General features: G+C 58.4%; 15 protein-coding genes. 8 read left to right on the plus strand and 7 right to left on the minus strand.

All coding sequences use genetic code 11. The features are described from left to right. Positions 1-117: 117 nt before the first annotated feature. Positions 118-2637, plus strand: a complete 2520-nt coding sequence (locus tag H1Y01_RS02235; protein ID WP_180538466.1) for a U32 family peptidase — start codon at positions 118-120, stop codon at positions 2635-2637. Between the two features lie 25 nt (positions 2638-2662). On the opposite strand, the gene H1Y01_RS02240 is transcribed toward H1Y01_RS02235, so the two are convergent. The 4 genes from H1Y01_RS02240 to H1Y01_RS02255 all read right to left on the minus strand — a co-directional run bounded on the left by H1Y01_RS02240 (position 2663) and on the right by H1Y01_RS02255 (position 6295). After that, a complete protein-coding gene (locus H1Y01_RS02240) occupies positions 2663-3319 on the minus strand; it encodes a LuxR C-terminal-related transcriptional regulator (RefSeq protein WP_180538467.1) in 657 nt (218 codons plus the stop codon). An 84-nt stretch (positions 3320-3403) separates the two neighbouring features. Next, positions 3404-4882, minus strand: a complete 1479-nt coding sequence (gene gatB, locus H1Y01_RS02245) for an Asp-tRNA(Asn)/Glu-tRNA(Gln) amidotransferase subunit GatB (RefSeq protein WP_180538468.1) — start codon at positions 4880-4882, stop codon at positions 3404-3406. Between the two features lie 257 nt (positions 4883-5139). Then, on the minus strand, positions 5140-5691 hold the full coding sequence (locus H1Y01_RS02250) for an HNH endonuclease (protein ID WP_180538469.1): 552 nt from the start codon (positions 5689-5691) through the stop codon (positions 5140-5142). Positions 5692-5695: 4 nt separating this feature from the next. After that, entirely contained in the window at positions 5696-6295 is a 600-nt protein-coding gene (locus H1Y01_RS02255; protein WP_219341192.1) for a ComF family protein, read from the minus strand. Between the two features lie 539 nt (positions 6296-6834). Between H1Y01_RS02255 and H1Y01_RS02260 the strand changes: the two genes are divergently transcribed. Both H1Y01_RS02260 and H1Y01_RS02265 read left to right on the plus strand, forming a co-directional pair. Continuing rightward, the gene (locus tag H1Y01_RS02260) at positions 6835-7413 is read left to right on the plus strand and encodes a bactofilin family protein (protein WP_180538471.1); all 579 of its coding nucleotides are present in this window, start codon (positions 6835-6837) and stop codon (positions 7411-7413) included. A gap of 318 nt (positions 7414-7731) precedes the next feature. Next, entirely contained in the window at positions 7732-8247 is a 516-nt protein-coding gene (locus tag H1Y01_RS02265; RefSeq protein ID WP_219341193.1) for a class I SAM-dependent methyltransferase, read from the plus strand. Here the strand turns inward: H1Y01_RS02265 and H1Y01_RS02270 are convergent. From H1Y01_RS02270 to H1Y01_RS02280, 3 genes are all read right to left on the minus strand, one after another. Next, the gene (locus H1Y01_RS02270) at positions 8234-9109 is read right to left on the minus strand and encodes a PEP-CTERM sorting domain-containing protein (RefSeq protein ID WP_180538473.1); all 876 of its coding nucleotides are present in this window, start codon (positions 9107-9109) and stop codon (positions 8234-8236) included. The two genes, H1Y01_RS02265 and H1Y01_RS02270, sit on opposite strands and share 14 nt — an antisense overlap. A 206-nt stretch (positions 9110-9315) precedes the next feature. Further along, on the minus strand, positions 9316-10062 hold the full coding sequence (gene aqpZ / locus H1Y01_RS02275; RefSeq protein WP_180538474.1) for an aquaporin Z: 747 nt from the start codon (positions 10060-10062) through the stop codon (positions 9316-9318). Between the two features lie 668 nt (positions 10063-10730). Further along, positions 10731-12719, minus strand: a complete 1989-nt coding sequence (locus H1Y01_RS02280; RefSeq protein WP_180538475.1) for a CocE/NonD family hydrolase — start codon at positions 12717-12719, stop codon at positions 10731-10733. A gap of 168 nt (positions 12720-12887) precedes the next feature. Between H1Y01_RS02280 and H1Y01_RS02285 the strand changes: the two genes are divergently transcribed. The 5 genes from H1Y01_RS02285 (at position 12888) to H1Y01_RS02305 (ending at position 25906) form a co-directional block, all read left to right on the plus strand. Then, entirely contained in the window at positions 12888-14699 is a 1812-nt protein-coding gene (locus H1Y01_RS02285; protein WP_180538476.1) for a hypothetical protein, read from the plus strand. Between the two features lie 362 nt (positions 14700-15061). Then, positions 15062-16753: a hypothetical protein gene (locus H1Y01_RS02290; protein ID WP_180538477.1), complete on the plus strand. Its 1692-nt coding sequence runs from the start codon at positions 15062-15064 to the stop codon at positions 16751-16753. Between the two features lie 85 nt (positions 16754-16838). Then, positions 16839-17852, plus strand: coding sequence for an alpha/beta hydrolase family protein (locus H1Y01_RS02295; RefSeq protein ID WP_180538478.1), 1014 nt, complete (start codon positions 16839-16841; stop codon positions 17850-17852). Then, positions 17845-21801 carry a TonB-dependent receptor gene (locus H1Y01_RS02300; protein WP_180538479.1) on the plus strand — a complete coding sequence of 1319 codons (3957 nt, stop codon included), beginning with the start codon at positions 17845-17847 and terminating at the stop codon, positions 21799-21801. Before H1Y01_RS02295 ends, H1Y01_RS02300 begins: the two co-directional genes overlap by 8 nt. A gap of 19 nt (positions 21802-21820) precedes the next feature. Beyond that, a complete protein-coding gene (locus tag H1Y01_RS02305) occupies positions 21821-25906 on the plus strand; it encodes a hypothetical protein (protein WP_180538480.1) in 4086 nt (1361 codons plus the stop codon). The last annotated feature ends 14 nt before the right edge of the window (positions 25907-25920 follow it).

The raw sequence follows: 25920 nt of genomic DNA on the forward strand, positions 1-25920 counted from the left end.
AGTTGGGCATGACCCGTCGGTTCACACTCCGAGCCCGACCGAAAGGGAGGGTCGTCCGCCGGCAGCTGAGTTGACCCTAGACAGACCGCGTCACAATAGAAATAGCTGCCGCCTCGAATGAATCGAACAAAGAAGCCTGAAGTCATGAGCCCGGCCGGGTACTGGCCGCAACTACGCGCGGCCGTGGAAGCCGGCGCGGACGCGGTTTACTTCGGGCTGAAGCACTTCACCGCACGGGCGAAGGTCGGGTTCGAGCCCTCGGAGTTGCCCGAAGTGATGCGAACCCTACATCAGCGCGGCGTGCGCGGCTTCGTCACGTTCAACACGCTGGTGTTCGAGCATGAGCTGAACGAGGCGGCGCGCGCGGTCGAAGAAATCGCGCGTGCGGGCGCGGATGCGCTGATCATCCAGGACCTCGGGATCGCGAAGCTGGCGCGTGAGATCGCACCCGATATCGAGATCCACGCGAGCACGCAGATGAGCATTACGGACACCGCGGGGGTGGCCTTCGCGCGGTCGCTGGGTGTGGATCGGGTGACGCTGGCGCGCGAGTTGTCGCTTGCCGAGATTCGCGCGATCGCCAGTCAGATCGCGTGCGAGTTGGAAGTGTTTGTCCATGGCGCGTTGTGTGTTTCGTATTCCGGGCAGTGTTTTTCTTCCGAAGCCTGGGGAGGAAGGAGCGCGAATCGCGGCCAGTGCGCGCAGGCTTGCCGGTTGCCTTACGAGTTGGTGGTGGACGGGCGCGTCGAGCCCCTGGCCGATGCGCGGTATCTGCTCTCGCCGGGCGACCTGTACGCACTGGAGCAGGTTCCGGAGCTAGTCGATATCGGCGTCAGCGCGCTGAAGATAGAAGGCCGGTATAAGGACGCTGCGTACGTGGCGCTGACGACCGCGGCTTACCGCAAAGCCGTCGACCAGGCGTGGGCGGGGCGCGCCGTCGCGCTTGAACCGATCGAGAAACTGCGGCTGGAGCAGGTTTATTCGCGCGGACTCGGACCGCATTTCATGAGCGGGACGAACCATCAGAAGGTGGTGGAAGGACGCGCGCCCCGCCATCGAGGCTTGTTGATGGGGCGCGTGACGCGGGTTGGAAACGATAGCGTGACCATCGCGTCTGTCGGTGAAGCGGCTTCGATTGCGCCGTTGAAGCCGGGTGATGGCGTCGTGTTCGATGCGGCGGACTGGCGGAGTCCGCAAGAGCGTGAAGAAGGCGGCCGCATCTTTGAACGGACCGAGCGACGCGACGGGGAGATTGAGCTGCGCTTCGGCAATGGCGCGATCCGGCTGGATCGCGTACGTGCCGGAGATCTGATCTGGCGCACCGACGACCCGGACGTGGATCGTGCGGTTCGGCCGATTACCGAGGCAACGGCGCCGGTCCATCGCCAACGCGTTTCGGTGAAGGTTGTCGCGCGCGAAGGGCAATCGCTGCGGACCGAGTGGAGACTGGACCGCCATCCTTCGGTTTGCGTCACAGTCGAATCGGCGCAGCCGCTGGGAGTTGCGCAGAATCGCGCGCTGACTGTCGAGCTGTTACGGGAGCAATTCGCGCGCCTTGGCAATACCGCTTATGAGCTGTCGGAGATCGATCTCGATCGAAGCGGATCGCCCTTCGCGCCTGCTTCGTTATTGAATCCGCTTCGACGGGAAGCGGTGGAACGATTGCAGGAGGCGCAAACGCGATCAAATGTCGGGGCGGTCCGGGCGGCTGACGCGATTGCGGAGAAAGCGCTGCGAAACGTGGCTTCGAAAGCGCCGTTGCTGGGCCGCTCCGAATTGCACTTGCTCGTACGAACGCCGGGACAGCTCGCCGCGGCGATGGAACTAAGTCCGGCGAGCATCACGCTGGATTATCTCGATCTGTATGGCTTGCGCCCGTCTGCTGAACGCCTTCGGGCGAGCGCGATCGAGTTGCGCGTTGCCACGCCGCGTGTTCTAAAGCCGGGCGAGGAGAAGATACTCAATTTTCTGCTGAGTCTCGATTGCGCGTTGCTCGTGCGCGGCTCCGGAATGGTGGAGCAATTGGCAGCAACCGCGCACCGCATGTTGATTGGCGATTTCAGCCTGAACACGGCCAATTCGCTCACCGCCCAAGTCTTATCCGAAAGCGGTTTCGCGCGGCTGACTCCCAGTCACGATCTGAACGCCGCGCAGATTTCCGAACTTGCCGGCCGGATCGGACCGGGACGCCTGGAGGTGGTTGCGTACCAGCATCTGCCTGTATTCCACACCGAGCATTGCGTGTTCTGCCGGTTTCTTTCGACCGGCACGAGCTATCGGGATTGCGGTCGTCCCTGCGAAACGCATGAAGTCGGATTGCGCGATGAACAGGGTCGCGTGCATCCCGTGATTGCCGATGTCGGCTGCCGCAATACGGTGTTCGGAGCCGAGGCGCAGGATGCCAGCCTGTATCTAGACGTGTGGCGTGAGGCCGGTATCCGGCATTATCGGCTGGAGTTCGCGCACGAATCGGATGCGGAGGTTCGTCACGTTGCCGGCGCGTGGAAGGAAGCTCTGGCCGGCCGAATCACGTCGACCGAGCTGCGCGCGCGGCTAAAAGCGGCAACCTCCGATGGCACAACGGAAGGCAGCCTGTTTGTCCCGGAGGGCTGGGCACACCTTCCGGTCCTGCAATAGGTCAATCGACGCTCTCGTTCGGCATTCAGGACGCTAGCGATAACCGGACGATCTTCTTTTGAAACGCATAGTGGACGAGCTGCGCTTTGTTGTGGATATTCAGCTTCCGCATCAGGTTGAACTTATGAGCCTCAACGGTCTTCGGACTTACGCTCAATAGTGCGGCGCACGCCCTCACCGAGTGACCTTCAGCGAGAAGCTTCAGTATTTCGCGTTCGCGCCGGGTCAACTCGGTGGTCCGCTGCGTATCTTTGCCCGATCGAACCCGCCAGCCATCCACGAACCGCGAGAGCGCGGCAGGCGGCAAGTAGGTTTCTCCATTGGCGATTTGTCGAACCGCCGCCGTGAATTCTTGCACGGTGCTTTCGGACGGCAGGAGCCCCGCCGCGCCGGAGTGCATACAGTCGACAACCGCCTCTTCATCACTGATCGCGGACAGGAAGAGAACACGAGCGGAAGGAATGCTGCGGACGAGTTCGCGCGCCGCGTCAATGGAGTTCGAACCGGCCATATTCGCTTCGAGTACAACCACGTCCGGTTGATGTTGATCGGCGAGCGATAGACTCTCGCGAGCGTCGGCGGTCTCGGCTACAACACAGAAATCGGACTCATTCTCGAGCAATGATTTCAGTCCTTCTCTAAATAGGCGGAACGAGTGAATGAGCAGAATGCGGGTTCGCACGGTCAACCTCCTTGGCAGTTCTTTCGGAGGAATGCGACGAAAAGTTTAGGGCGAGGCGTCAGCCCAGCGAACAAACCCAGCTGATCAACCCAGCTTGCGCTTGAAAATCTCGTTCAGGGTACCCGGGTTCGCCTGCCCGCGCGACGCCTTCATCGCCTGGCCGACCAGGAAACCGAGGACCGCGGTCTTACCGGCGCGGTATTGCTCGACCTGCTTGCCATTCGCCGCGATTGTCTCCTCGACAATTCGCTCGATCGCGCCCGTATCGCTGATCTGTCGCAAACCTTCGCGGTCCATGATCGCGGCGGGCGCTTCGCCGGTCTCGAACATCCGGGGGAAGATCTCTTTGGCAAGTTTACCGGAAAGCTCCCCGGTCCCAATCAGCTTCACCAACTCCCCCAGATGCTGCGCGGAGATCGGTGACTCAGTGATCTCCCTGCCCGCGGACTTCAGCATCCCGGAGAGATCGCCCATCACCCAGTTCGCCGTGTTTTTCGGGTCGCCGGACGCGGCGGCAGCCTGTTCAAAGTAGTCGCTGAGCGCGCGCGTAGCGGTAAGGACGTGAGCGTCGTAATCCCTCAGCCCGTAGGCCGCCGTGAAGCGGGCGCGGCGCGCCGCCGGGAGTTCCGGCATCGACTCGCGGACGCCGTTCAGCCAGGCATCGGACAACGTCAGCGGAACCAAATCCGGCTCGGGGAAATACCGATAATCGTGCGCCTGCTCTTTGGAGCGCATGCCCACCGTCTCGCCGGTATCCGAGTTGTAGAGCCGCGTTTCCTGCATCACGCGGCCGCCACTCTCGATCAACGCGATCTGACGCGATATCTCGTAATCCAGCGCGAGTTTCAGAAAGCGGAACGAGTTCAGATTCTTGACCTCCGCTTTCGTGCCGAACTTTTCGGCGCCGCGCAGACGCACGGACACGTTGGCGTCACAGCGCAGTTGGCCCTTTTCCATGTCGCATTCCGACACTTCAACGAACTGCAGCACCTGCTTGACGATGGTCAGATAGGCGTAAGCTTCTTCCGAGGTGCGCATATCGGGCTCACTCACGATTTCAATGAGCGGCGCGCCGGATCGATTGATATCGACGTAGGAGTAGCGGTCGGAATCGCGGAAACCGTCGTGGATACTCTTTCCGGCATCGTCTTCCATGTGAACGCGCGTGACACCGATCTCTTTGGCAACGCCGTCCACGTCAATCTCGACGCGGCCATGTTCCGCCAAGGGCTCATCGTATTGCGAAATCTGGTAGCCCTTGGGAAGGTCCGGATAGAAGTAGTTCTTGCGCGCGAAACGGGACAGCGAATTGACCTGGCATCCCAGCGCGACTGCGGCTTTCACCGCCAGTTCGACAGCCTTCCGATTCAGAACGGGAAGCGCTCCGGGCATTCCCAGACAGACCGGGCAGACGTGCGTGTTGGGAGGCGCCCCGAACTCAAGCGGACAGCCGCAGAAAATCTTGGTGCGCGTCCCGAGCTGGACGTGAACTTCCAGACCGATGACCGGTTCGTATTTGGCGAGAATGGCGGCTGAAGGCGAATCGAGTAAGGCTGCGGACATCGGTAAAAGTTTAACGCGAACGCGCAGTGATTCGGCTTCTTGCGTGCGCCTATGTAATTTGGACTACCCGTTCGTTTCACAACCAAAGATGAAAAGGGTCCGTACAGCCCCACTCCGAGCCCGACCGAAAGGGAGGGTATCCTGGCGGAACGGCGTATGTGGGCGACATTTTCGAGGGAGCCTCTTGGCTCCGCACATAGCCGGGGAGTCCGGCGATAAGTAACTACTGGCGCCGCGTAAGCGAGTTTGGTCCGAACTTACTCGAACTGCGCGGGCGTGTGGTCGTAGAAAAGGTACTTACGCCATTGGTCGTCGCCCTTCCCCAGCAGGCGCATCAGGTGACGGCTGGTGTGGAGACTAAAAGGACGCGGCTGCCGGGTCAACTTCATCCCGGCTTCCTCGGGGGTGCGGTTGCCCTTGCGGTTATTGCAGCGGTGGCAGCAGGCGACCAGGTTTTCCCATGTCGATTCGCCGGAGCGCGAGCGGGGAATCACGTGGTCGAGAGTCATTTCCGCCGACGGCAGCGTCTTGTGGCAGTACTGACAGGTGTAGCGGTCGCGCATCAGAATGTTCTTGCGTGAAAGGGCGCGCGTCTGGTGCGGGATGCGGCGGTATTCGAGCAGCCGGATCACCGACGGAAGCTTGAGCGAACGGCGCGACGAATGAATAGAATGCGTCGAAACTTCTTCCGCCGACGCCACGCCTTTCAACACCAACACGAGCGCACGTCGCGCCGCGCAGATGTTGATCGGCTCATAGCTCGCGTTTAACACGAGCACCGGTTTTTGCAGTCTGGTCGAAGTAGCCATTTGTCTATCCAGGAGCCCCCGTTGGATTTTCATTCGGAATGTCGGTGTGGCGGCGATCGACACGCGCCAGAGTCAAAAGTACGACCGATCGCGCCCCGGCTTGTTTTAACGCGACAGCGCAAGCGCCCGCGGTGGCGCCGGTTGTGAAAACATCGTCAATCAGAAGTACGCGGCGGCCGGCGAGGCGTTTCGCGTGGCGCGCAACGAATACGCTCTCCATATTGCGCTGCCGCTCGGTATGAGTAAGCCCGGCTTGCGGCGGGGTGCGCTGAACGCGCGCGAGTCCGGCGACTACCGGGACGCGTCGCGCGCGGGCGACCTTACGGGCGAGGCGTTCGGCCTGATTGAAGCCGCGCGACCATTGCCGCGTCCAGTGCATCGGTACGGGGACCACCACGTCGACAACTTCATCGATGGGTAGGGCGGAAGCGATCATGCGGCCGAGCGGACGTGCGAGCGCGATCATTCGGCGGTACTTAAAAAGGTGGATCAGTTCACGCAGCCGGCTGTCATATGCGCCAAACGAGTAAGCCGCGTCAAATCCGCGGGCACACTCGCGGCAGACCGCGCAGCGGCCGGCTTCATCCAGCGACGAGGCGTCCACGAAGGGCGTCCGGCAGAGGGTGCAAAAATACTCGGCATCGAGCGGCTGGATGCCGGCGATACACGCACCGCAAACCGGATAACGAGTGATTTCGGTGAGAGTACGGTTACAAAGGCGGCAGTTATCGGGAAAAACGAGCGAAAAAAGAGCGTGAGGGATGGTTCGAAGGGTTCGGAAGATCGGGGCCGGCGGGGAAGCCGTGACGCGATTAACCTGGAAGGCGCACCCCAGCGAACTCGCTCTTGCGGCTGAAATGGACGGGCCTGGTCATTGTTTCGAACACCTCGAAATCACCAAATCGTGCCAGTCTTACGTAAACCTTGAGTGTATTGCTCAAGAGCGAGCTTGTCAATTCTGCCGGCATTCTACGGACCACCGGCCTCGGGCTTTAGCGGCCGTTGTCAAACCGGGACGACCGAAAGGGCCGAGGAAAACGGCTGGAATGTCGCGCTCCGGTTTCATTTCCGCTAGACTGTCTTTATAGCGCGAAGAGGCTCGATAGATTACGAGCCCGGAGGGCCGACAAACTCAAGATGCCCATGTGGAACAAACGCCAGGAAGAGCCCACACCAGCGCCCCGGCCCGCTACGCCGGCAGCCAGCCCGGTAGCCGAGGTGAAGAAGGAGAGTACCGCCGTGTCGACGACGCCATTTCGTACCCCAGAACATAACAATCCAAGCAGTGGTAACCAGGCCAGTATCGGTAAAGCGGTAAAGATCAACGGCCAGATATTTTCTAAAGAAGACCTATATATTGACGGCGACGTGGAAGGGACGGTGGAATTGCACGAGAATAAGCTGACCATCGGCCCGAATGGCCGGGTGCAGGCAGCCGTGCGGGCGCGGGAAGTGGTCGTGCTCGGAGCCATCCAGGGTAATGTCGAAGCGGCCGAGCGCATCGATATCCGGAAAGAAGCAAAGCTGGTGGGAGACATCAAGACCGCTCGGATTGTGATTGAGGACGGCGCCTATTTCAAGGGCAGCATTGACATCGTGAAGCATGATGCAAAGGTCGTCGCCGCGGCTCCCGCGCCGGTGCCCTCCGCGCCCGCGCCGCGCCCAGCGACGGTTCCGGGCGCCACCGTGTCCGCTGTCGCGTCCGGGGACGCCAAGCGTTAAGGCAACCTTCGAGGGCTATATCGCATCGTTGTTGTGAGTTACTTGTTTCAGACCCGCTCGTTTCAGGCAAGCTTGTTTCAGTCAAGCTTGTTTCGGGAATGCTTGTTTCAGGCAAGCTTGTTTCGGGCAAGCTTGTTTCGGGAAAGCTGAGGAAGACGCTCCACTTTGCTTCCGGACCGTTTTAAGGGCCTTTTCAACGAGAGCTCGAATCCAAGACCGACCCGCCGCGGCTCCGCTCAAGAGGAAAAGGAAACGCATATCGAGCGCCAGAGCCGTGGCCTCGATCAATTTTTTTTCAACATTCGGGGCCTCTCCGGGTTGTCGTTGCTGGACCTCGGCGGGGCGGTGCAGGAGAACATCGAGTTCGTCACGAATCTTGGACACCGGGTGACGACGCAGGCGTTTTTGCAGACGCTCGACCAGACGTTCGGGCGCGACGCGGTCAACGAACATTCGCATCCGGACGGAATCGAGAGTTTCCTCAATCAGAATCTCGCTTTTCCGGACGCTACTTTTGACGGTGTACTGCTCTGGGATACTTTGCAGTACATCTCTCCTGCGCTCCTGGCCGCAACCATCAGCGAGCTATACCGGGTTACGCGGCCGGGGAGCTACATGCTCGCGTTCTTCAATTCAGACGATAAAACTCAGGTTTCGCCGAATACGAAGTTTCGGATCGTGGACGCCAATATGATTCGTCTGATGCAGAAGGGGACGCGCAGGCAGGCGCAGTCTTTCAATAACCGCAACCTCGAAAAACTCTTTAGTAAGTTCGATTCCGTCAAGTTCTTCCTGACACGCGAAAGCTTGCGCGAAGTGATCATCCGCCGGTAGCGGCCGGGCGCTTCTGCGATAACCGGCGGAAGCGCTTAAACAACGCCCGAACGCCCATCAAACCCAGCCCGAGACTCAGTAGCACCCAGGTTGCGGGTTCCGGAATGGCCGCGACCGGCCGCGGTGACGGCCCCGAGACGCGCGGGAGCGGCTTGTTGATCTCCGGAGATTCCTTCGGTATCGGGAACAATACTCCCGGCGGGGCGGTTGTGGGCGGAAAAAGCGAGGTTTCGGTGACAACCGGCGGCTGTACCGGCGGGTGCTCGATCGGTCGCGTAGGGACCAGCGGGGCGACTGGCAGCGGCGGAGTCACTCCTGGAAGTCTCACCGGTTGACCTGGCGCCGGCGGTAAGAGCGGCGTCTCAGGGACGATGATGGGTTTACGGGGCGGGATCTCGGTCGTCAGGCCAGGCGGCTCAAAACGGCGAACCGGCTTCTGGGGCGTATCGGACAGCCGGTTGCCGCAGCGACCGCGAACGAGGTTGACGCCATCCGTGAGGACGGATTCGCCGGCGTGAAGCAGCAGCGGCCGGTTCGTCCAGTAAATCGCGTTGTCAATACGATAGGACGCAAACATCCATCGATCCGCCGGCATCGTGATAGCTAAGAGGCGGTCGCCAATACCCTGGTAGTGAGCCGTCAGCTCCGGATCGGCGCGGCGATGGGCCTGGAACTCGGCCTCACCCACAACACCGCCGGGGATGAGCGAGTAGGGATAAATCCGGCGCGGGGCAATGGACGACTGCGTTAGTTTCGCTCGAAGTTCCTGACGCCGAACATCGGCATCGCGCCTTGCGCACCCGCACAGCAGGATCGCCAGGGCGACGGCCCACCGGGCAGTTAAACCAAGATATTTGTTCACGGGAGAATGACCATTGAAACTCTGGTCTTCTATCGTCGGTTCGACCTTTATGCTTTAGGTGCAACGCCGCTTTAGGCACAACCTGGGGGAACTCAGCTTCGGCACGGGACAGCCGGCAAGACCGGGAGTTTACCGGCTCGCCGACCAGACTTCCGCTAAGTGGGAGGCGCCGCTACGATTGCATGGTGTAAGTTGTCCGGCAAACCCTAGTGCGTCCGGCGCTCCCGTTGCTGACTATCGAGAGCCCGCTCCGCCTCACGGGCGCTGATAACCGCGTCGGGAACGCGAATTCCACGGTAAACAAGCGCCGCAATCGCCGCCCCTAGAATCGGCGCCACAATGAACAGCCAGAGCTGCTGGAGCGCCCAGCCGCCGACGAACAGAGCCGGTCCGATACTCCGGGCGGGATTGACCGAAGTATTCGTCACCGGGATTCCGACCAGATGAATCAAAGTGAGAGCGAGACCGATAGCGACTCCGGCGAATCCCACGGGCGCTTTAATGTCGGTCGCCCCGAGTATAGTAATCAGCAGGAAGAAAGTCAAAATCGTTTCCGTGAGGAATGCGGCAAGCAGACCATAGTGTCCCGGCGAATTCGCGTCATAGCCGTTGGCCGCGAAACCGGCGGTAGCCGGCACATAGCCGCCGGGAACGCCGGAAGCAATCGCGTAGAGCAGGGCGGAAGCAAGTATCGCTCCAACGATTTGAGCGCCGATATAACCCGCCACATAGCGCGATTCGAACTTACGGGCGAAAAGAAGGCCCAGAGTTACCGCCGGATTCAGATGGCACCCGGAGATAGGTCCCACGGTGTAGATCATGGCCAGCAGCGACAGGCCGAACGCGAGGGCTACGCCCAGGTAGCCGATCTTGTCGCCGGCTAGAACGGCGCTGCCGCATCCACCGAAAACCAGCACAAACGTTCCGAGCACTTCCGCGAGATACCGATACATGAATGTCTCCTGATCTAAACGCGATTCATGATGTTATCTAAATCCTTCAAAAAGTACAAGGTGTGTGCGAAGTATTTTGTCGCTAGTATGTGAGTGTCCGGTCGAGCCAACAATTGAAGTTAGTCCGGACCGACCGGGCCGAGATTATTGCCCGCATGGTTCGGTGCGCCTTGAAAAACATTTGCAACAATCGGGCTCGGCCATGTCAATTACAAGCGAGTTCACGAATTCAGGATCGGACGCTGATCGCCCGATTGACGCTGCATCGCCGCTGGTTCGCGAACCTTGTTGAACAGCGTTTCTAATTAGTCGTTACGACTTGCCCAGCGGGGTAGCCAGAAAAACCTCTGAGCCATCTGAGGAAGACCGCTACATAAGCTCCGAGCCGTCCGGCGATCCGGTTAGCTTCGAGGCGCCGAAGGTACGGCGGAGAATCGCCCCGACTCCCCTGTTGTCGGATCGTATGTGGATAGTGCATAAGGAACGCTTCCATAGGTGCTGGCCACATATGCATGAAAATCCGCCGACGCCGGCGCCGCAAAAACAGAGCAGGCGAAAAGGACGACCGCGAGGTTGGCGTTCGCAGAGACTCGCGTTGCGGGATTCATCGCCGGGGAGTATAACATCAACTATCACAGAAAGCTAGAAGCTATTAGGTTCGAGATATCTTAAGGGATGGGCAGCCAGATGGCGCTGGCATGATCGCCGGAGCGAAGGATAGACTCCGTCGCCTTCACGTAATCCGGAGTCTTGGCGAAAAAGATGTTGGGAACGAAGGTCTGCGGATTGCGGTCGTAGAGCGGAAACCAGCTGGATTGAATCTGCACCATGATGCGATGTCCCGGCAGAAAGATGTGGTTTGCGGTGGGAAGCGTGAAACGGAAGCGCTGGGGCTGATCGCCGGGGATGGGCGTGGGGTTCGAAAAGCTTTCACGGTAGCGGCCGCGGAAGATGTCCATCGAAACGGCCAGTTCATAGCCGCCCATGGGCGGATCGCTGGGAACCTCATCGGGGTAGACATCGATCAGCTTCACCACCCAATCGGCATCGGTTCCGGTCGTTGACGCGATCAGGTCCGCGATTGGTGCGCCGCTGATTCGAACCGGCGCGCTGAGCACGGGCGTTTGATAACTAAGCACGTCGGTACGGTCGACGACCGCGCGCTGGTCGCTTACGAGCCATGTGCGCCAGCGATCGGAATCCGCGAAACGCACGGGACGCGGAAGATAGGGAACTGGCTTGGAGGGATCCGAAACGTAGCTATCGGCCGCGTTCTGCTGAGCGGGCGGCGGTGTGAAACTTAGACCGAAACCCGATTGTAGATACAGCGGCTTCATCGGCGCCGCGCAGCCCTGTTCGCAAGCTAACGGCCAGCTCTTTAGCCTGTCCCAGTGATTCTCGCCGGTGTTATAGATAAATACCGGCGGAGTTTCGACAGTTAGTTCAGTATCTTTGAGGTAATGGTCGAAGAACGGCTTGAGGACGTCCCGGCGGAACTGAAGGGCCGTGTCGCCATCCCACTTCAGAGGGCCAAGATTGTAAGCATCGTAATTGACCTGACTATGCCGCCACGGGCCCATCACAAGATAGTTGTGAGCGGCCTGGCCCTGCCCATTCAAGGCGAGGTAACAATGGATGGCGCCCCACATATCTTCCTGATCCCAAAGACCCTGAATCCACATGGTCGGCACCTGGGAAGGGTGTTCGGCGACCAACTTATCCAAAGCCTGGCCTTGCCAGAACGAATCGTAACTTGGATGCTCCATCAGGCGGCGCACCCAAGGTAACTGGTCCAGACCATGCTCGCGCGCATAGTTACCGGCGGAACCGGCGCGAAGGAAGGCTTCGTAGTCGTCGTAAGCGTCGCGGCCCACCGCGTCGCCTGAACCGGTCTTTGTAGTCTGGGCCGCGGTGTAGTCGAAGTTCGGTTGGCGGAACGCGCCGTAATGAAACCAATCGTCGCCCATCCAACCATCCACCATCGGGCTCTCCGGTGCGGCAACTTTAAGAGCGGGGTGCGGACCGAGCAGCGCCATCACTACCGTGAAACCTTCATAGGAGGAACCAATCATCCCGACACGGCCGTTCGATTCGGGCGTATTCTTGACCAGCCAGTCGATCGTGTCATATGCGTCCGTGACGTGATCCGTTGCCGTCGGATTGAGAGGACCGCGCACCGGACGCGTCATTACATAGTCGCCTTCCGAACCATATTTGCCGCGGACATCCTGGAACACGCGAATGTAACCGCCGCGCACGAAAACCTCGTCGCCTTCGGGAAGCGCGGCCAGCATATGCGGACTGTCATTGCGGGCGACGCGCTTCGATGCGTTGTAAGGCGAGCGGGTCAACAGAATCGGGGCATTCTGCGCGCCTTTCGGAACAATGATCACCGTGTGCAGGCGGACGCCGTCGCGCATGGGAATCATGACTTCCCGTTTGATGTAGTCATACTCATCAAGCGGAGCGCTGAAGACCTTCGGGATATCGCCCGGCTCCGCCGCCCGCGCAGGTTGCGCGTCCTTGGATGAATCGTCTTTAGATGGAGTGGCGACCCTGGGTGCGGTACGACCGGGGTCTTTGGCTTGATGAGCCGGCAAAAGTTGCAGGCCGGCAAGAGCGAGTACCGCGAGAGAACATGCTGACCGGAAGCGCATGGATTCGAGTTTACCCGGACAACCGACGTGAGTCATCACGCTGTCACTCCTTCGCAATGTTTTTGAAACTATGTTTCAAAATGCCCCAATAAGAGCCAGGGTCAAACTATACATTACAAGAAAGTTACAAAGATATCCTCAGAGTTTTCGGTTATCATCGCTGAGGCAATGAGATTTCGATACTACAAAACTGCTCTTATATTCTTCGTTTGCGTGGTCTGCCAAGGGCAGACAATCAGCACAGTAGCCGGTTCAAGCACCCAAGGATTTACCGGAGACGGTGGTCCGGCGAGTGCCGCTGAGATCAATGTTCCGCAGGGCCTTTCCTTCGATTCAACCGGCGACCTTTATTTTGCCGACAGCGCGAATCAGCGGATTCGGGTAATCGCTGCGGTGCCCGCGGGCAGTGCTCTTTCGACGGGGATTATCAAGACTGTTGCGGGTAACGGGCTGGTTAACCTGAACTCTTCTACCGGCGCTCCGGTACCGCCCGTCACCGGTCCGGCTCTGTCCGTCCCCTTGGATTTTCCTTTTACCGTCCTCGCCCTACCCAACGGGGGATTTGATTTCTCCGATTACGATTACATCTACACGGTCACTTCCGCCGGCATTCTGTCCTATGACAGCACCGCAACCACCGATATACAGGGTTTCGCGCTAGACCCTCAGGGTAATGTCTACGGATTTAGTCTGGACGGCACATCGGTCTTTAAGTACACTTTCGGCTCCGCCAGCTATGTATCGGTTGCGGGTAATAGCAACATGTCCGGGGATAGCGGCGATGGAGGGCCGGCGACAAGTGCGCTCTTTACCACCATTTCCGCCATTGCGTCAGATGCAAGCGGCAACATCTATGTGACCGACTCCGGCGTTTGCCGGATCCGCAAGTTCAAAGTTGGCGGAACGATCACGACGGTTGCGGGAAACGGCACTTGCAGCATGAACGGCCCCCCAACATATGGCAAAGCCGCTACCAGCGTGGAGCTGAATAATCCCACTACGGCTCTTGCTGCCGATGGCAATGGAAATATCTATTTCGATGATGGAAACCGGATCGAGCAAGTGAACTCCAGCGGCATGCTGAATCACTTCGCGGGCATCGATTCCGGCTCCGCCTACGTCGGTGATGGCGGCCCCGCCATCGACGCTTACTTTGCAGGACCGAACTATTTAGCCGTAGACAGCAGTAATAATCTGTATCTGTCGAGCCCCTTGAACCGCATTCTTGTGATCAGCGCCCCTTGCGTTAGTAATTGCCCCCCGCTGGTGCCGACGCCGGTCATCGGCGGAGTATCGAGCGCCGCAACGAATAAGCAGACGATCACGCCGGGCGACTGGGTATCGATTTACGGAACCAACTTAGCCACAGTCACCGGCGGAATCCTGCCCGGGGACATCAATGGAATAACTCTTCCGACAACGCTGAATAGTGTGAGCGTAACCGTGGACGGGTTACCCGCTACGGTTTCGTATACCAGCAGCGGCCAGGTAAACATCGAGATTCCGGACGACACGACAATCGGGTCCGTACCCGTTGTATTAACTAACGATGGGGTTTCCAGCGCACCGTTCCCGATTCCAATGGCCGCGACATCGGCTTCACTGTTCGGCTATTACTCCGGGACCAGTTTCCTGGCCGTTGCGCAACATCTGGACTATTCGCTGGTAACTTCGACGGCGCCGGCCGCGGTGGGAGAAACGATCATTCTATACGCGGATGGGCTTGGGGCGACAAATCCGCCCGTAACTCCAGGCACATTGTATTCCGGGGCCGCTCCGTTAGTTGATACCGCAACGATATCCATTGGTGGAGTGCCCGGAACCGTTAGCTTCGCGGGACTAATCGGCGCCGGTCTCTATCAGTTAAACATCGTGGTACCGCAGGTTGCCGCCGGTAACCTACCGGTAGTGGTTACCCTTACCTCGGGCGGCGCAACGGTTGATATGACGCAGTCGGGCGTAGTGTTGCCTGTGCAGTAGTGTTGCCTGTACTATAGAAACGGCTTCGGCCGTTTGAGCCCGGCGACGCGATTTCGGATTACTTTACAACGCCGGGCCATGACCGCCCGCGTCAAGACTTAGTCAGGTTAGAGGCCAAGTTAAAGAATTGTGTTCGGAAAACCGAGCTGTTAGCCGAGCTCTGTCCGCCGTCTTGTCTGGTCTATGTGGCGTCCTCTACTTATCCGGAGAGAAGGTGTCGTTTGTTGCATCATGGCGGTTACTTGACGACGCAAAAAAATTGCTAAGAATTTATACGCTATTCACATAGACGGAATACTGTTGAAGGTGTTGTGTCTGAACTCATAAGACGCACCCACCAAGAAAGAAGGAAAATTCGATCAATGCTTAGAACAAACTTACTGATCGCAAGCGCGCTGGCGATCTCCGCGGTTACAGCCGCGAGCGCCGCGCCGCCCACGATCATGGTCAACGGAGTGGGCTCATCAGCTCTCTTCAATACCGCCTCTTACGGGGCATGGAAGAACCTGGCCGGCGCCAACGCGCTGCACTACACCATCAGCGGCAGCGCCCCGGCAGGTTCGGAGTATCCGAACTTCGCGCAGATCAACGACGTTCGTCCCGGCGGCGGACCCGTTCAAAGCGGGACACTCTCGGTCGTCTGGAATGCCGCGGTAACGAAGGTTTGGGTTTACCTGAACGTGGACTCGGTAGTCGGGAATCGGTCGTTCTTCTCAGTGCCTCGCGCTCAGCTGCAAGTCGATCCCTCGACCGAAACGACTCCCGGAGCGAATAAAATCCCGTCCGGCCTGTGGGGCGATGACGCCGCCGGTCTTCCCGCTGCCATCCAGGAGGCTATCAACAACGCACCTTTCACGGCCGCCTATACGGACATCCGGCCGGAGGATGCGAAGTACGCGGAGTACCGTGCAACGTCGCCATACGTGGCCAGCAATCTCAACGGTCTGGGCTACGGCACAGGCGGCGACACTCCCGTCGGCACCCCGATCTTGAGTTCTTACTCCAGTTCGAACGCTACCCCGATCGATTTCAACATCATCGGTAATGATCCGATTACGGGCGAACCCGTCCCCGCCTTTGTAACTCTCTCCGTGGGAGCCGACCCGATTGTCTTCATAATTAACAAAGAGAACGCGTCAGGTCTGGGCGCTCCCGGCCTGCCCACTAACACCACGATCACGGACGTGCGTAACGTATTCGAAGGTACGACAGGCACCATCGGTTCGCTCTTCGGCATCACGAACACCACACCGTTAAACAGTGTGCAGCGCGAGCCCATCTCCGGTACGATGAACACCACGGAATTCTGCGTTTTCCGTACCCACACTATCCAGGCCTGCCCGACCTGCTCTCAAGAGAAGGGGATTGACCCGGGAGTTACTCCGAATAGCAATCCTCTGGATATTCTTACCTCCGGCGGCGGCGTCCGGACGCGCGCCATTGGCACCAGCCAGTTGGTTGGCGCTGTGCAGAACCCGGAAACAACCACATCGACCCTGGCCAACCAGGTTAAGTCTACCGACATGATCGGCTACACTTTCTTTGGATACGGCAACGTTGCATCCATCGCCGGATCGGCTAACTACGGCTATCTGGAACTCGACGGGATCGATCCGATCTTCTCCGCTTATTCCAATGGCGAACTGCCGGTCTGCAATGCTCCCTGCCCAGTCACCCCCGGCTCGAGCTTCCCGAACGTCCGCGACGGCAAGTACGTGGCCTGGTCACTCCTCCGCGCGGTTACCGATGCTGCCGGCCAAGCCAACCTGACCAATTTGGTCAAGGCGATCGAAATCAACGTCGACTCCACGGTTCCGGACTTCGTTCCGTATCAGGCGTCCGAGAACTCCATGGGCCAGATCGAACCCGGCCTGAAGCTCTACCGCTCGCACTATGTAGAGACGCAGCTTCCGACTAATGAGACTCCGCAAACGCCGGAAAACGGCATCAACATCGCTACCAGCGGTTGCTCAGCTGAGCAGGGCAGCGACGTGGGCGGCGAGATTTACAAGATTCCCGCTTCAGGCTGCGGCAACCTCGACAAGCGCCAATAAACCAACGTTCATCTAGTTCAGTCAACCCATAGCAGGCCGGTTGTAAGACCGGCCTGCTTTTTCAATTCAAGCCGTTCTTTCGAAAATGAGACTAATTCGCCCTTTACTTTTACTCTTCCCGCTCTACCTTGGATTTATCTGTCCTTCTCAGGCGCAGATAACGGGACCCGCCCCCGCAGCCGGCGCGAAGCGCGCCACCGCAACCAGCGAGAGTTGGAGTTCCCTGACCTTGGCCGGCAGCGATCTTGCGGCGATGCCTCCCCTAACTCTCGAGAAAGATTCTCACCAGGACTTTTCACGCGAAATGGTGCGCGTACAATGGCGCGATGCCGATCCGATCTACCTGTTCGTGATGACGCCCAACGGGGTCAAGAAACCGCCGGTCATCCTATATCTTTATAACTACATCCAGGATACCGAGAGGTTTCGGGACGAGCACTTCTGCCAGTTCATTACCCGGAACGGATTCGCGGCAGTGGGGTTCAGCGCCGCGCTATCCGGACATCGCTATCACGACCGCCCGATGAAAGAGTGGTTTGTGAGTGAGTTACCGGAATCGCTGGCGGTAACGACCCACGACGTCGAGATGATTATCAATTATCTGGGGGCCCGAGGCGATATCGATGTTTCGCGTGTGGGCATGTTTGGAGAAGGTTCCGGGGGAACCGTCGCGGTACTCGCGGCCTCGGCGGATCCCCGCATCAAAGCCATCGATCTGCTCGACCCGTGGGGAGACTGGCCGGACTGGTTCGCCACTTCGACGCGCATTCCTCCGGAAGAGCGCGACTCTTTCATGAAACCCGAGTTTCTGAAGAAGGTTGAATTAGACGACCCGATCCGATACCTTCCTAACCTGACGATTCCCGTGCGCTATCAATACCTGAATGTTGCGGGAACGACGCCGCAGAAGGCCAGAGACCGGATTCAAGCCGCACTCCCTAAGCAAGCTGTTTCTACTCCGAAGGACAAGGCGCTTGCAGCGTACAAGCTGACTAATGGCGCGGATTATCTGGATTGGTTAAAGCAGCAAGTTCATATAGCCGGCACGACCAACACAACGAAGTTGGATACAAGAAAAGATACACCGACACATGAATAAACTGCCTGGTGGATTGATTAGTAAATGGGTAAGCGCTTTCGACATACTGAAGGGCTGGGCTGCCATTGCCGTCCTCTTCACGGCGGCGATCGCCCTTGTGGGCACACAGGTCGCGACGGCGCAGGCGCCGGAGGTTGCGGCCGGGTTCACCGGAACGGTAACCGACTCCACCGGCGGCGTGATTCCGAATGCGACCGTGCTTATCACGGGTCCGGACGGAACGCAGAAGACCGCAACGACTGACGCTCAAGGATCTTATACCCTGTCCGGTCTGCCGCCGGGTAACTATACAATCGTAGTCTCTTCTCCCGGGTTCAAGACAAGCGATGCGCGCACAATCGCGGTGACGGCTGCCGAGCCCACGCGGGCGGATGTGAGTCTGAGTCCGGCGAACGCAGCCAGTACGTCGGTGGAAGTACAGGCGCCCGGTGTAGGCTCCGTCGAAACGGACACCTCGCAGCTTTCGGGCACAATCACGCAGAAGGAAGTTGTCTCGCTTAACCTGAACGGGCGCAACTTCACCCAGTTGATTGCGCTTGCCCCCGGCGTCAGCAACCAGACCGGCCAGGACGAGGCGAAAGTCGGGGTGGTCGGCAGCGTGCGTTATAGCGTAAATGGCGGACGCGTCGAATACAATACGTTCGACGCTGATGGCGCTGACTTGTTGAACGTCGGGATCAACGGAGCCAGCAGTACTCTGATCGTCTATCCGAGTCTCGATTCCGTCCAGGAAATCAAGGTGCTGACGTCAAACTACGGCGCAATGTACGGGCGCACGGCGTCCGGCACCGTCTTGACCGTGACTAAGTCGGGCGGCAGCGACTTTCACGGCAACGCTTATTACTTCGGGCGCAACGAGTTCTTTAACGCGCGAAACTTCTTCGACGAAACGCAGGGGGCGCCGCTTTATCGCCGGCAAGATCTAGGTGGGACGATCGGCGGTCCGGTGTACATTCCGGGGCACTATAACAAAAACAAGGACAAGACCTTCTTTTTCTTTTCGGAAGAGTACCGGCTGGAAAAATCGCCTTACACTTATAATCAAGCGGTTCCGTCAATGGCCGAGCGAAGCGGCAATTTCAGCGATGTCTGCCCGCAACCCTATAGCACCGCGGATTTCTCGGTCGCCAAGTATCCCGACTGCCCGCACCTGTCATATAACCCCACCTATACTGAAGCGGCCCCCTTACCGAACTACACGATTCCGTATATTGATCCCAACGCGGCAGCGGTTCTCGCCACGGGTATCATCCCCGCGCCGAACGCGACGGGAGGATGCAACTCGTCGATCGGATCGTGCTACGATACCACCGTTTCACCGCAGACGCAGTGGCGCGAAGAGCTATTCCGCATCGATCACAATATTAATCAGAATACGCGTCTAACGTTCCGTTACATTCACGATGCGTGGAACACGGTCGTCCCTACTCCGCAATGGGCGGAAATCACGAACAGTTTCCCCACAATCGAAAGTAACTTTGTCGGCCCGGGGATCAGCATCGTCGGACGCTTATCTCAGACGCTGTCGCCAAGTCTAGTCAATGAAGTCGTCTTCACGTATGGAAATTCGAACATCACAATGTCGGATGTGAATGGACCCAACGCGACTTTCCAGAGACCGGCGGCGCTGGACGCATCCAGCTGTACCGTCACTACGTCGCCCAATACGGTTAGTTGCCCGATGGGTTATCTGTTCAGTAACGGTTTCGGCGGCAAGAGCCCCGGAATCGTGATTCAAGGCCCGAATGCGGAGTACGGCGGCAACGGTTTCTCCGTTGACGCGGGCTACCTGCCGTGGACACACACCAACCCTGTTTATACTCTCGGCGACAACTTGAGTAAGATTTGGGGTCAACATGATATTCAGGGAGGCGGTCAGTGGGTACTCTATAATCGTACTCAAACCAACGGGCCGGTGGGGAGCGCCACCGGCGACGTGCAGGGTATTCTTACTTTCGGCGCGATCAGTAACCCGCAAACGACCGGCAATTCCTTCGCGGACTTTCTTTACGGGAGTCCGAACAGCCCTGAGGACGGAGGAATCAAGAGCTTTACTCAGGATAGTGCCCAGATGCCATATCACCAGCGCTACCAGATCGCCGAACCGTATCTGCAGGACGACTGGAAGCTTACCCCTCATCTCACCGTCAATCTGGGCGTGCGGTTGAGCCTCTTTGGTACTTACCGGGAAGTCAACAACAACGCCTATAACTGGGTGCCGAGTGATTTCAACCCGGCCCTGGCCAGCCAGGTTTCAATCAATATGATCCATGGCTACCTTCAGGATAGTAATGGGGACGAGATACCGCTTGATACCAATAATCTGAACGCGGAACTAACAAATGGGCTAGTGCGCTGCGGAGTCAATGGCGTGCCCGCGGGCTGCATGAAAGGCCACGTTTTCAACCCCGCGCCGCGCATCGGTTTCGCTTGGGACATCTTCGGAAACGGCAAAATGGCACTGCGCGGCGGTTATGGGATCTTCTACGAGCACGGGACCGGAGTCGAAGCCAACACCGGGTCGCTCGAGGCGAGTGCGCCGCTGGTTTTAAATATGACCCAGTATTATCCTGGAGGTTGGGCGTGTATCGGCGGCGCTAACCCGGTACAGTGCAGCGGCAACCCAGCGGCTACTGCCATCTCTCCTTCGTTCCCGCTAAACGTTACCAGCATTCCGACCCAGGCCGTCTGGCCCTATGTTCAGCAATGGAGCCTCAGCTTACAACGCGAGCTCCCAGCCCACGTTGTTGCGACGTTCGCTTACGTGGGAAGCAAGGGAACCCATCTTACCGATCAAATAAACCTAAATCAGATTGCCCCGGTGTCAAGTTCGGAAAACCCATTCCTGCCCGGGGAGCCTTTGATTCCCCTCACGGGCTTTTCTGGCGCCAGTGCTCTCGGCGATTGCGGCGGATTCCGCGGTCCGTACTTCCAGCTTGCGAACGGCACCGTAGTGAACCAAGGAACTCCGGCGTTCATCAACCTGGAGGCGGCATGCTTCGGCGCGTTGCCGGGTGCTCTCGGCGAAGCAGCCTTCCCGCAAGTCAACGCTCTGCGTCCCTACCAGGGATTCGGAAATATAATCGCGCTCCAGAACGAAGCCGACTCGATCTACAACGCTTTCCAAGCTACCCTCCGTCGTGTCGAGGGACCGCTGACTTTAGGTGTCTCATACACGTTCAGCCACTCGATGGACGACTCTTCCGATCGCTCGGACAATAACTTCGTCAACTCTTACGACCTTCGTGCGAACTGGGCAAGATCGGACTTCGATGTCACGAACTTGCTGAACATCAGCTATGTATACGATCTGCCGATTTTGAAGATGTTCTCCAACAAACCTTCCAACCTAATGCAGAAGGTCTTTGGCGGGTGGCAACTCTCCGGCATTACCATCTATGCGTCCGGCACGCCGTTCACGGTAGTTAACGCGGCAAGTGGGAGCTCGATCATCGATGGTGTTTCTGTTCTGGACAATGCCGGTGTCGGCAACGATATCGGCGCAGGCTCTTATCCCGACCTGGTCGGTAACCCATACGGCGGCCGGCCCGCCGGCGGTAACAACGGACTAAGCTTCGGCCCGCTCCTCTTGAACCCAGGGGCTTTTGCCGCGCCCACCGGACTTACCTTCGGCACTGCCGGCCGCAATTCGCTCACAAATCCGGGACGCACAAACTTCGATGCCGCTCTGCTCAAGAATCTGACCTTGGGCGAGAATAAAGTTCTCCAGCTCAGATTCGAGGCTTTCAACGTTTTCAACCATACCCAATTCCGAATCTATGATGCGAATCTGGGCAATCAGGCCAACAACACCATCGATTGCTATGGTGACGCGTCCACCGGGTACTCGGCCGGAGCTGCAAATTGCCTGGCCGGCAGTGCTTTCCTGCATCCGGTAGACGCGCACCGTCCCCGCACCATACAATACGGAATCAAGTTTGGATTTTAGCAACCTTAGAGGATTACTCATGAATTGCAGCCGTTCGCTTACCGGCGTTGCCCTGTCCCTTTTAGGATTACTACCCAACCTGCATGCGCAGAGCTTGATTGCTTACCCTGGACTGAACAACGTCAGCAGTCTGAACGTTGATATCTACAGCACCGTAACGTTCACCGAGCAATCGATCTTCGATCCCGGCGTTTTCAAGGTGATTACCACCGCGAACGGCTCCGAGCACTATCTAATCTCGAATAACTACGCTCCTATCACTGAGTTGACGTACGACCCGGTGGTTGTGCTGAACCGCTACTTTACCGCCCCGTCCGGCATCATCTCCTATACCGGTATCGCGGGGCCTATTACCGCGGCCATTTTGACCCCGGATGAAAGCCGGTTCTTGGTAGCCGAGACTACGTTTCATTCCTACGATACGTCAGCGTTCAGGGACCAAACGGGCGGGGTCGGCTTGACGATCCCCGGAGCCACAACCGTGGTGGATCTTGCCGCCGGTTATGACAGTTTAACTGCCTATGCGCTGGGAATCGACGGAACGAACTCCTACTTGTCTTCCATTAGTCTTCCCGCTGTCGGAACAGGCGGTGCGCCGACAATCACAAATACAGTGCCGATCGCGGGTCTGGCGACAAATTTAACTATCGGTCAGGACGGCCTGCTCTACGTGTCGCTCCCGGGTGAGATCTTGCAGATTAACCCCGAAACTCTGGCCCCCACGCCGACGGGCGCGATCGCGGTAAGTGAGAATCCGGGAACGCCGGTTTTCACGCCCGACGGAAATTACATGGTCGCGGCTAACACGGTATCGACGCCTCCTCTAGATAACGCGGGCTGCGAATACTTTGTCTCGCCCCCCACGATTGTCGTTGGAAACGCCGCACAAACTGTGAATGTGAACGTTACCGTTTCTCCCAACGCGCCCTCTTGTCCGTGGTCGGCGACTCCACCTAACTTCGCCACGATAAGTACTCCAAACGGCACGCTAAGCGGCTCAACCTCGCTCACGTTCCCGGCAAACACCGGAACGACAAATCTTACCGGAACACTTTCGATTGCAGGCTTCGATATTCCCGTGACGCAACTCGCCACTACTACGCCCGCGGCTCCTTCAGAAGCGGTGCTGGTGAATCTGAACACAAATACACTGGCGGGCTCGATTCCTACTATTTCGGATTCGGCGGGAAGTTACCCGATCTCGGAGCTAGCGGTCGAGAACGATCAGTTGATCTATGCGTATGTAAATGGAAACGCAACACTGTACACGCTTCAGATCGGACTCAACGGCGGACTAATTCTAACCGAGCCCAATCTTCCGTTGATTGCCGGATCCCCGATCAACGGGATGATCTATGCGTTCGGAGTCTCGAATGACCCCGGCATTGTGCCGGCCGCGGGAGCGTCAAGCCGCAATGCGCCGCAATATATCTTCGTGATAACCAGCGCGCCGAATCCCGCACTTAGCGCGAATGGGATTTATAGCATCGATCCGGTAGCTCTGACGACGTCGATCGGCGCGAACGAGTACGATCCGAATCTGGTAATTGCCTATGCCTATCCGGGATGCAGCGTTTCGAACGCAAACGGGGGGTGCTCTTCGGTAGTTCCCGCGAGTCAACTAGGTTACGGCTTCGGAGCCGTGCCGGGAAACACTCAAACGGTCGCGCTAGGCGCCACCTCAACCCCGATGGTGATTCGCGCTTTAGACCCGAATGGGTATCCGCTAAGCGGACTTATGGTCGACTGGACGCTCACTCCTCCGAATGGGCAGGCGACGACCACCACAGTCTTGAACGCTCCCGAGACCCTCACCGGGGATGAAGGCTACGCGGAAGCTACCGTCACCGGGGGGACTCTTCCGACGGATGTCGGCGCTGTACAGGTCCAGGCGTCCGCGGGCGGCTCGACGCCGGTTACTTTCAACTTCTCAGTGGGCGCGATCGCCCCGCCGGCGCCCGCGGCGACACTTTCCATCGTAAGCGGCCAGGGTCAGTTGTTGTTTGTCGATCCGCTCGACGTAAACTTACCTCCCACGGCGCCTCCATGTGTCTTCCCGACCTGTCCCGATACGGCCGCGGACCTGGTGGTACAGGCAACGGATTCCAATGGAAACCCTGTTAGCGGCGCAGTTGTCACATTCACGGATGTAAGTTCTACCGTGCCGACACAGGTGACGGCGACGACAAACTCCGTGGGGCAGGCTTCAGTCTATATTCCGGCCCCAGCGTTTACGCTCTCCTATCCTTCATATACGACCGAGGAGATAACGGCTTGCACGGGAACTTGCCCTGGACCTTTGAGCGTGAACTTCTATCTGACCACCGTTACGAAGACCGCGACCACGTGTTCGACTCCGCCATGTAACCAGCTGGCGCTTCCAATAACCACGAGCGTGCTTAGTCCGCCGCCTGGAACCGTACTTACCGGCGCGCCGGGCGCCACGATCTCCAATGCCGTTCAGGTATTGGTCGCGAGTGCGACTGGCGACCCGATACCAAATGTGGGGGTCTCGGTGAACACGGGAACTAACCTGGCGCTGCCGAATTCGAGTTGTGCCGACCCCCAGGGATCGGGAGTAGCCCTTACGAACAGTAGCGGCATCGCGACCTGCAGCTTAGTACTTAACCAGGTGGGAGGAAGCGAACCACTTCTGGTAAGTGTGCCGGCCGTTAGCGCGTCGACAACGCCGTTGGGCTCAATCAGCACCGGTTCGACATTGACGATTCTACAGAACCAACCGGCAACCATCGCGATCGTGAGCGGAAACGATCAGGCTGGGCCTTCCGGAAATGGCGCCGCTCCTTTTACCGTTCAGGTTAACGATGCCAACGGGCAGCCGCTGCCCAATGTAACCGTGACCTTTGCAGTTACTTCCGGGTCGCTTACATTTACAAACGGAACGGCGGTCACGAACGCTGCAGTACCCACGGTGACGATCGTGACCGACGTTAATGGGCAAGCCGCGCTGACGGCGACGTTCGGAACGACATTAGGCCCAGGAACGCTAACCGCAACGGCCGGAACTCTGGCTCCGGTTACCTTCAACTTTGCGACGGGGACACTTTCGACCAACATCTCGATTTCCTCGGGAAACAACCAATCGGCGCCGCCCAACGCGGCTTTCGCTTCCCCGTTGACGGTGCAAATCACCCAGGCCAACGGTAGTCCGGCGCCTTACGCGAACATTACCTGGAGCTTACTCTCGGGAGTTAGCCTGGTCCTCGGAACCACAACTGGAGCGGCGGACTCTAGCGGAATGGCCAGCATCACGGTGACAGCCGGCCCCGTTCCCGGGGTCGCGCAGATATTGGCAACCACGGGAGCCGCGGGAGCGCCCGCGGACGTCATGTTCACGCTGACAGTTACCGGAGCAACTGGCGGCCCGTCGAACGTCGTTATCATGAACGCGGCCGATTACTCGACTTCGATCGGCATCGGTTCTCTGGTCAGCATCTTCGGTTCGAACATCACCAACCCGATCACTGGTGTGGATACGAATCCCACGGATCTGGCGAACTTCACGCTTACCTTCAACGGAATTGCCGCTCCAATCCTGGCTCTGGTGAACCAAAACGGAGTACAGCAGATCAACGCCGAAGTGCCGTTCGAAATTACCTCGGGTACCAACCCGGTAGTCTTACAGACACCGCAGGGGCAGGTGTCGCTGCCCAATCAGACAGTCAATAATGACGCGCCGGGAATCTTCACTAATGGATCAATAGCGGTCAATGGAACGAACTATCCGCTAGTCTCCGCAACGAGGCAGGATGGAAGTTACGTGAGTAGTTCCAATCCAGCCTTACCGGGCGACACCATTACCTTCTACGCAACCGGTCTCGGCCAAACGATCCCAACCGCGTTTACCGGCCAAGTCGGCGTACCCGGTGAATTGCTTGCGGAGCCGCTTTACGCCGCCATCAATAACCAAGGCGTGCAGGTGGTCTCGGCCGAATATACACCGGGTATGTTTGGCCTCTATACGATCGTGATCCAAGTGCCGCAAAACGTGGTACCGGGAGCTGCGGATCCGCTTACCATCTTTACAACGGACACAACAGGTGTTGGATATACCTCGCCTGCGGTTTACCTTCCCGTGCAGTAAGATGAGGATTGTTC

Source organism: Nevskia soli (genome assembly GCF_903970205.1).
In the GTDB taxonomy this organism is placed as follows: domain Bacteria; phylum Acidobacteriota; class Terriglobia; order Bryobacterales; family Bryobacteraceae; genus Bog-113.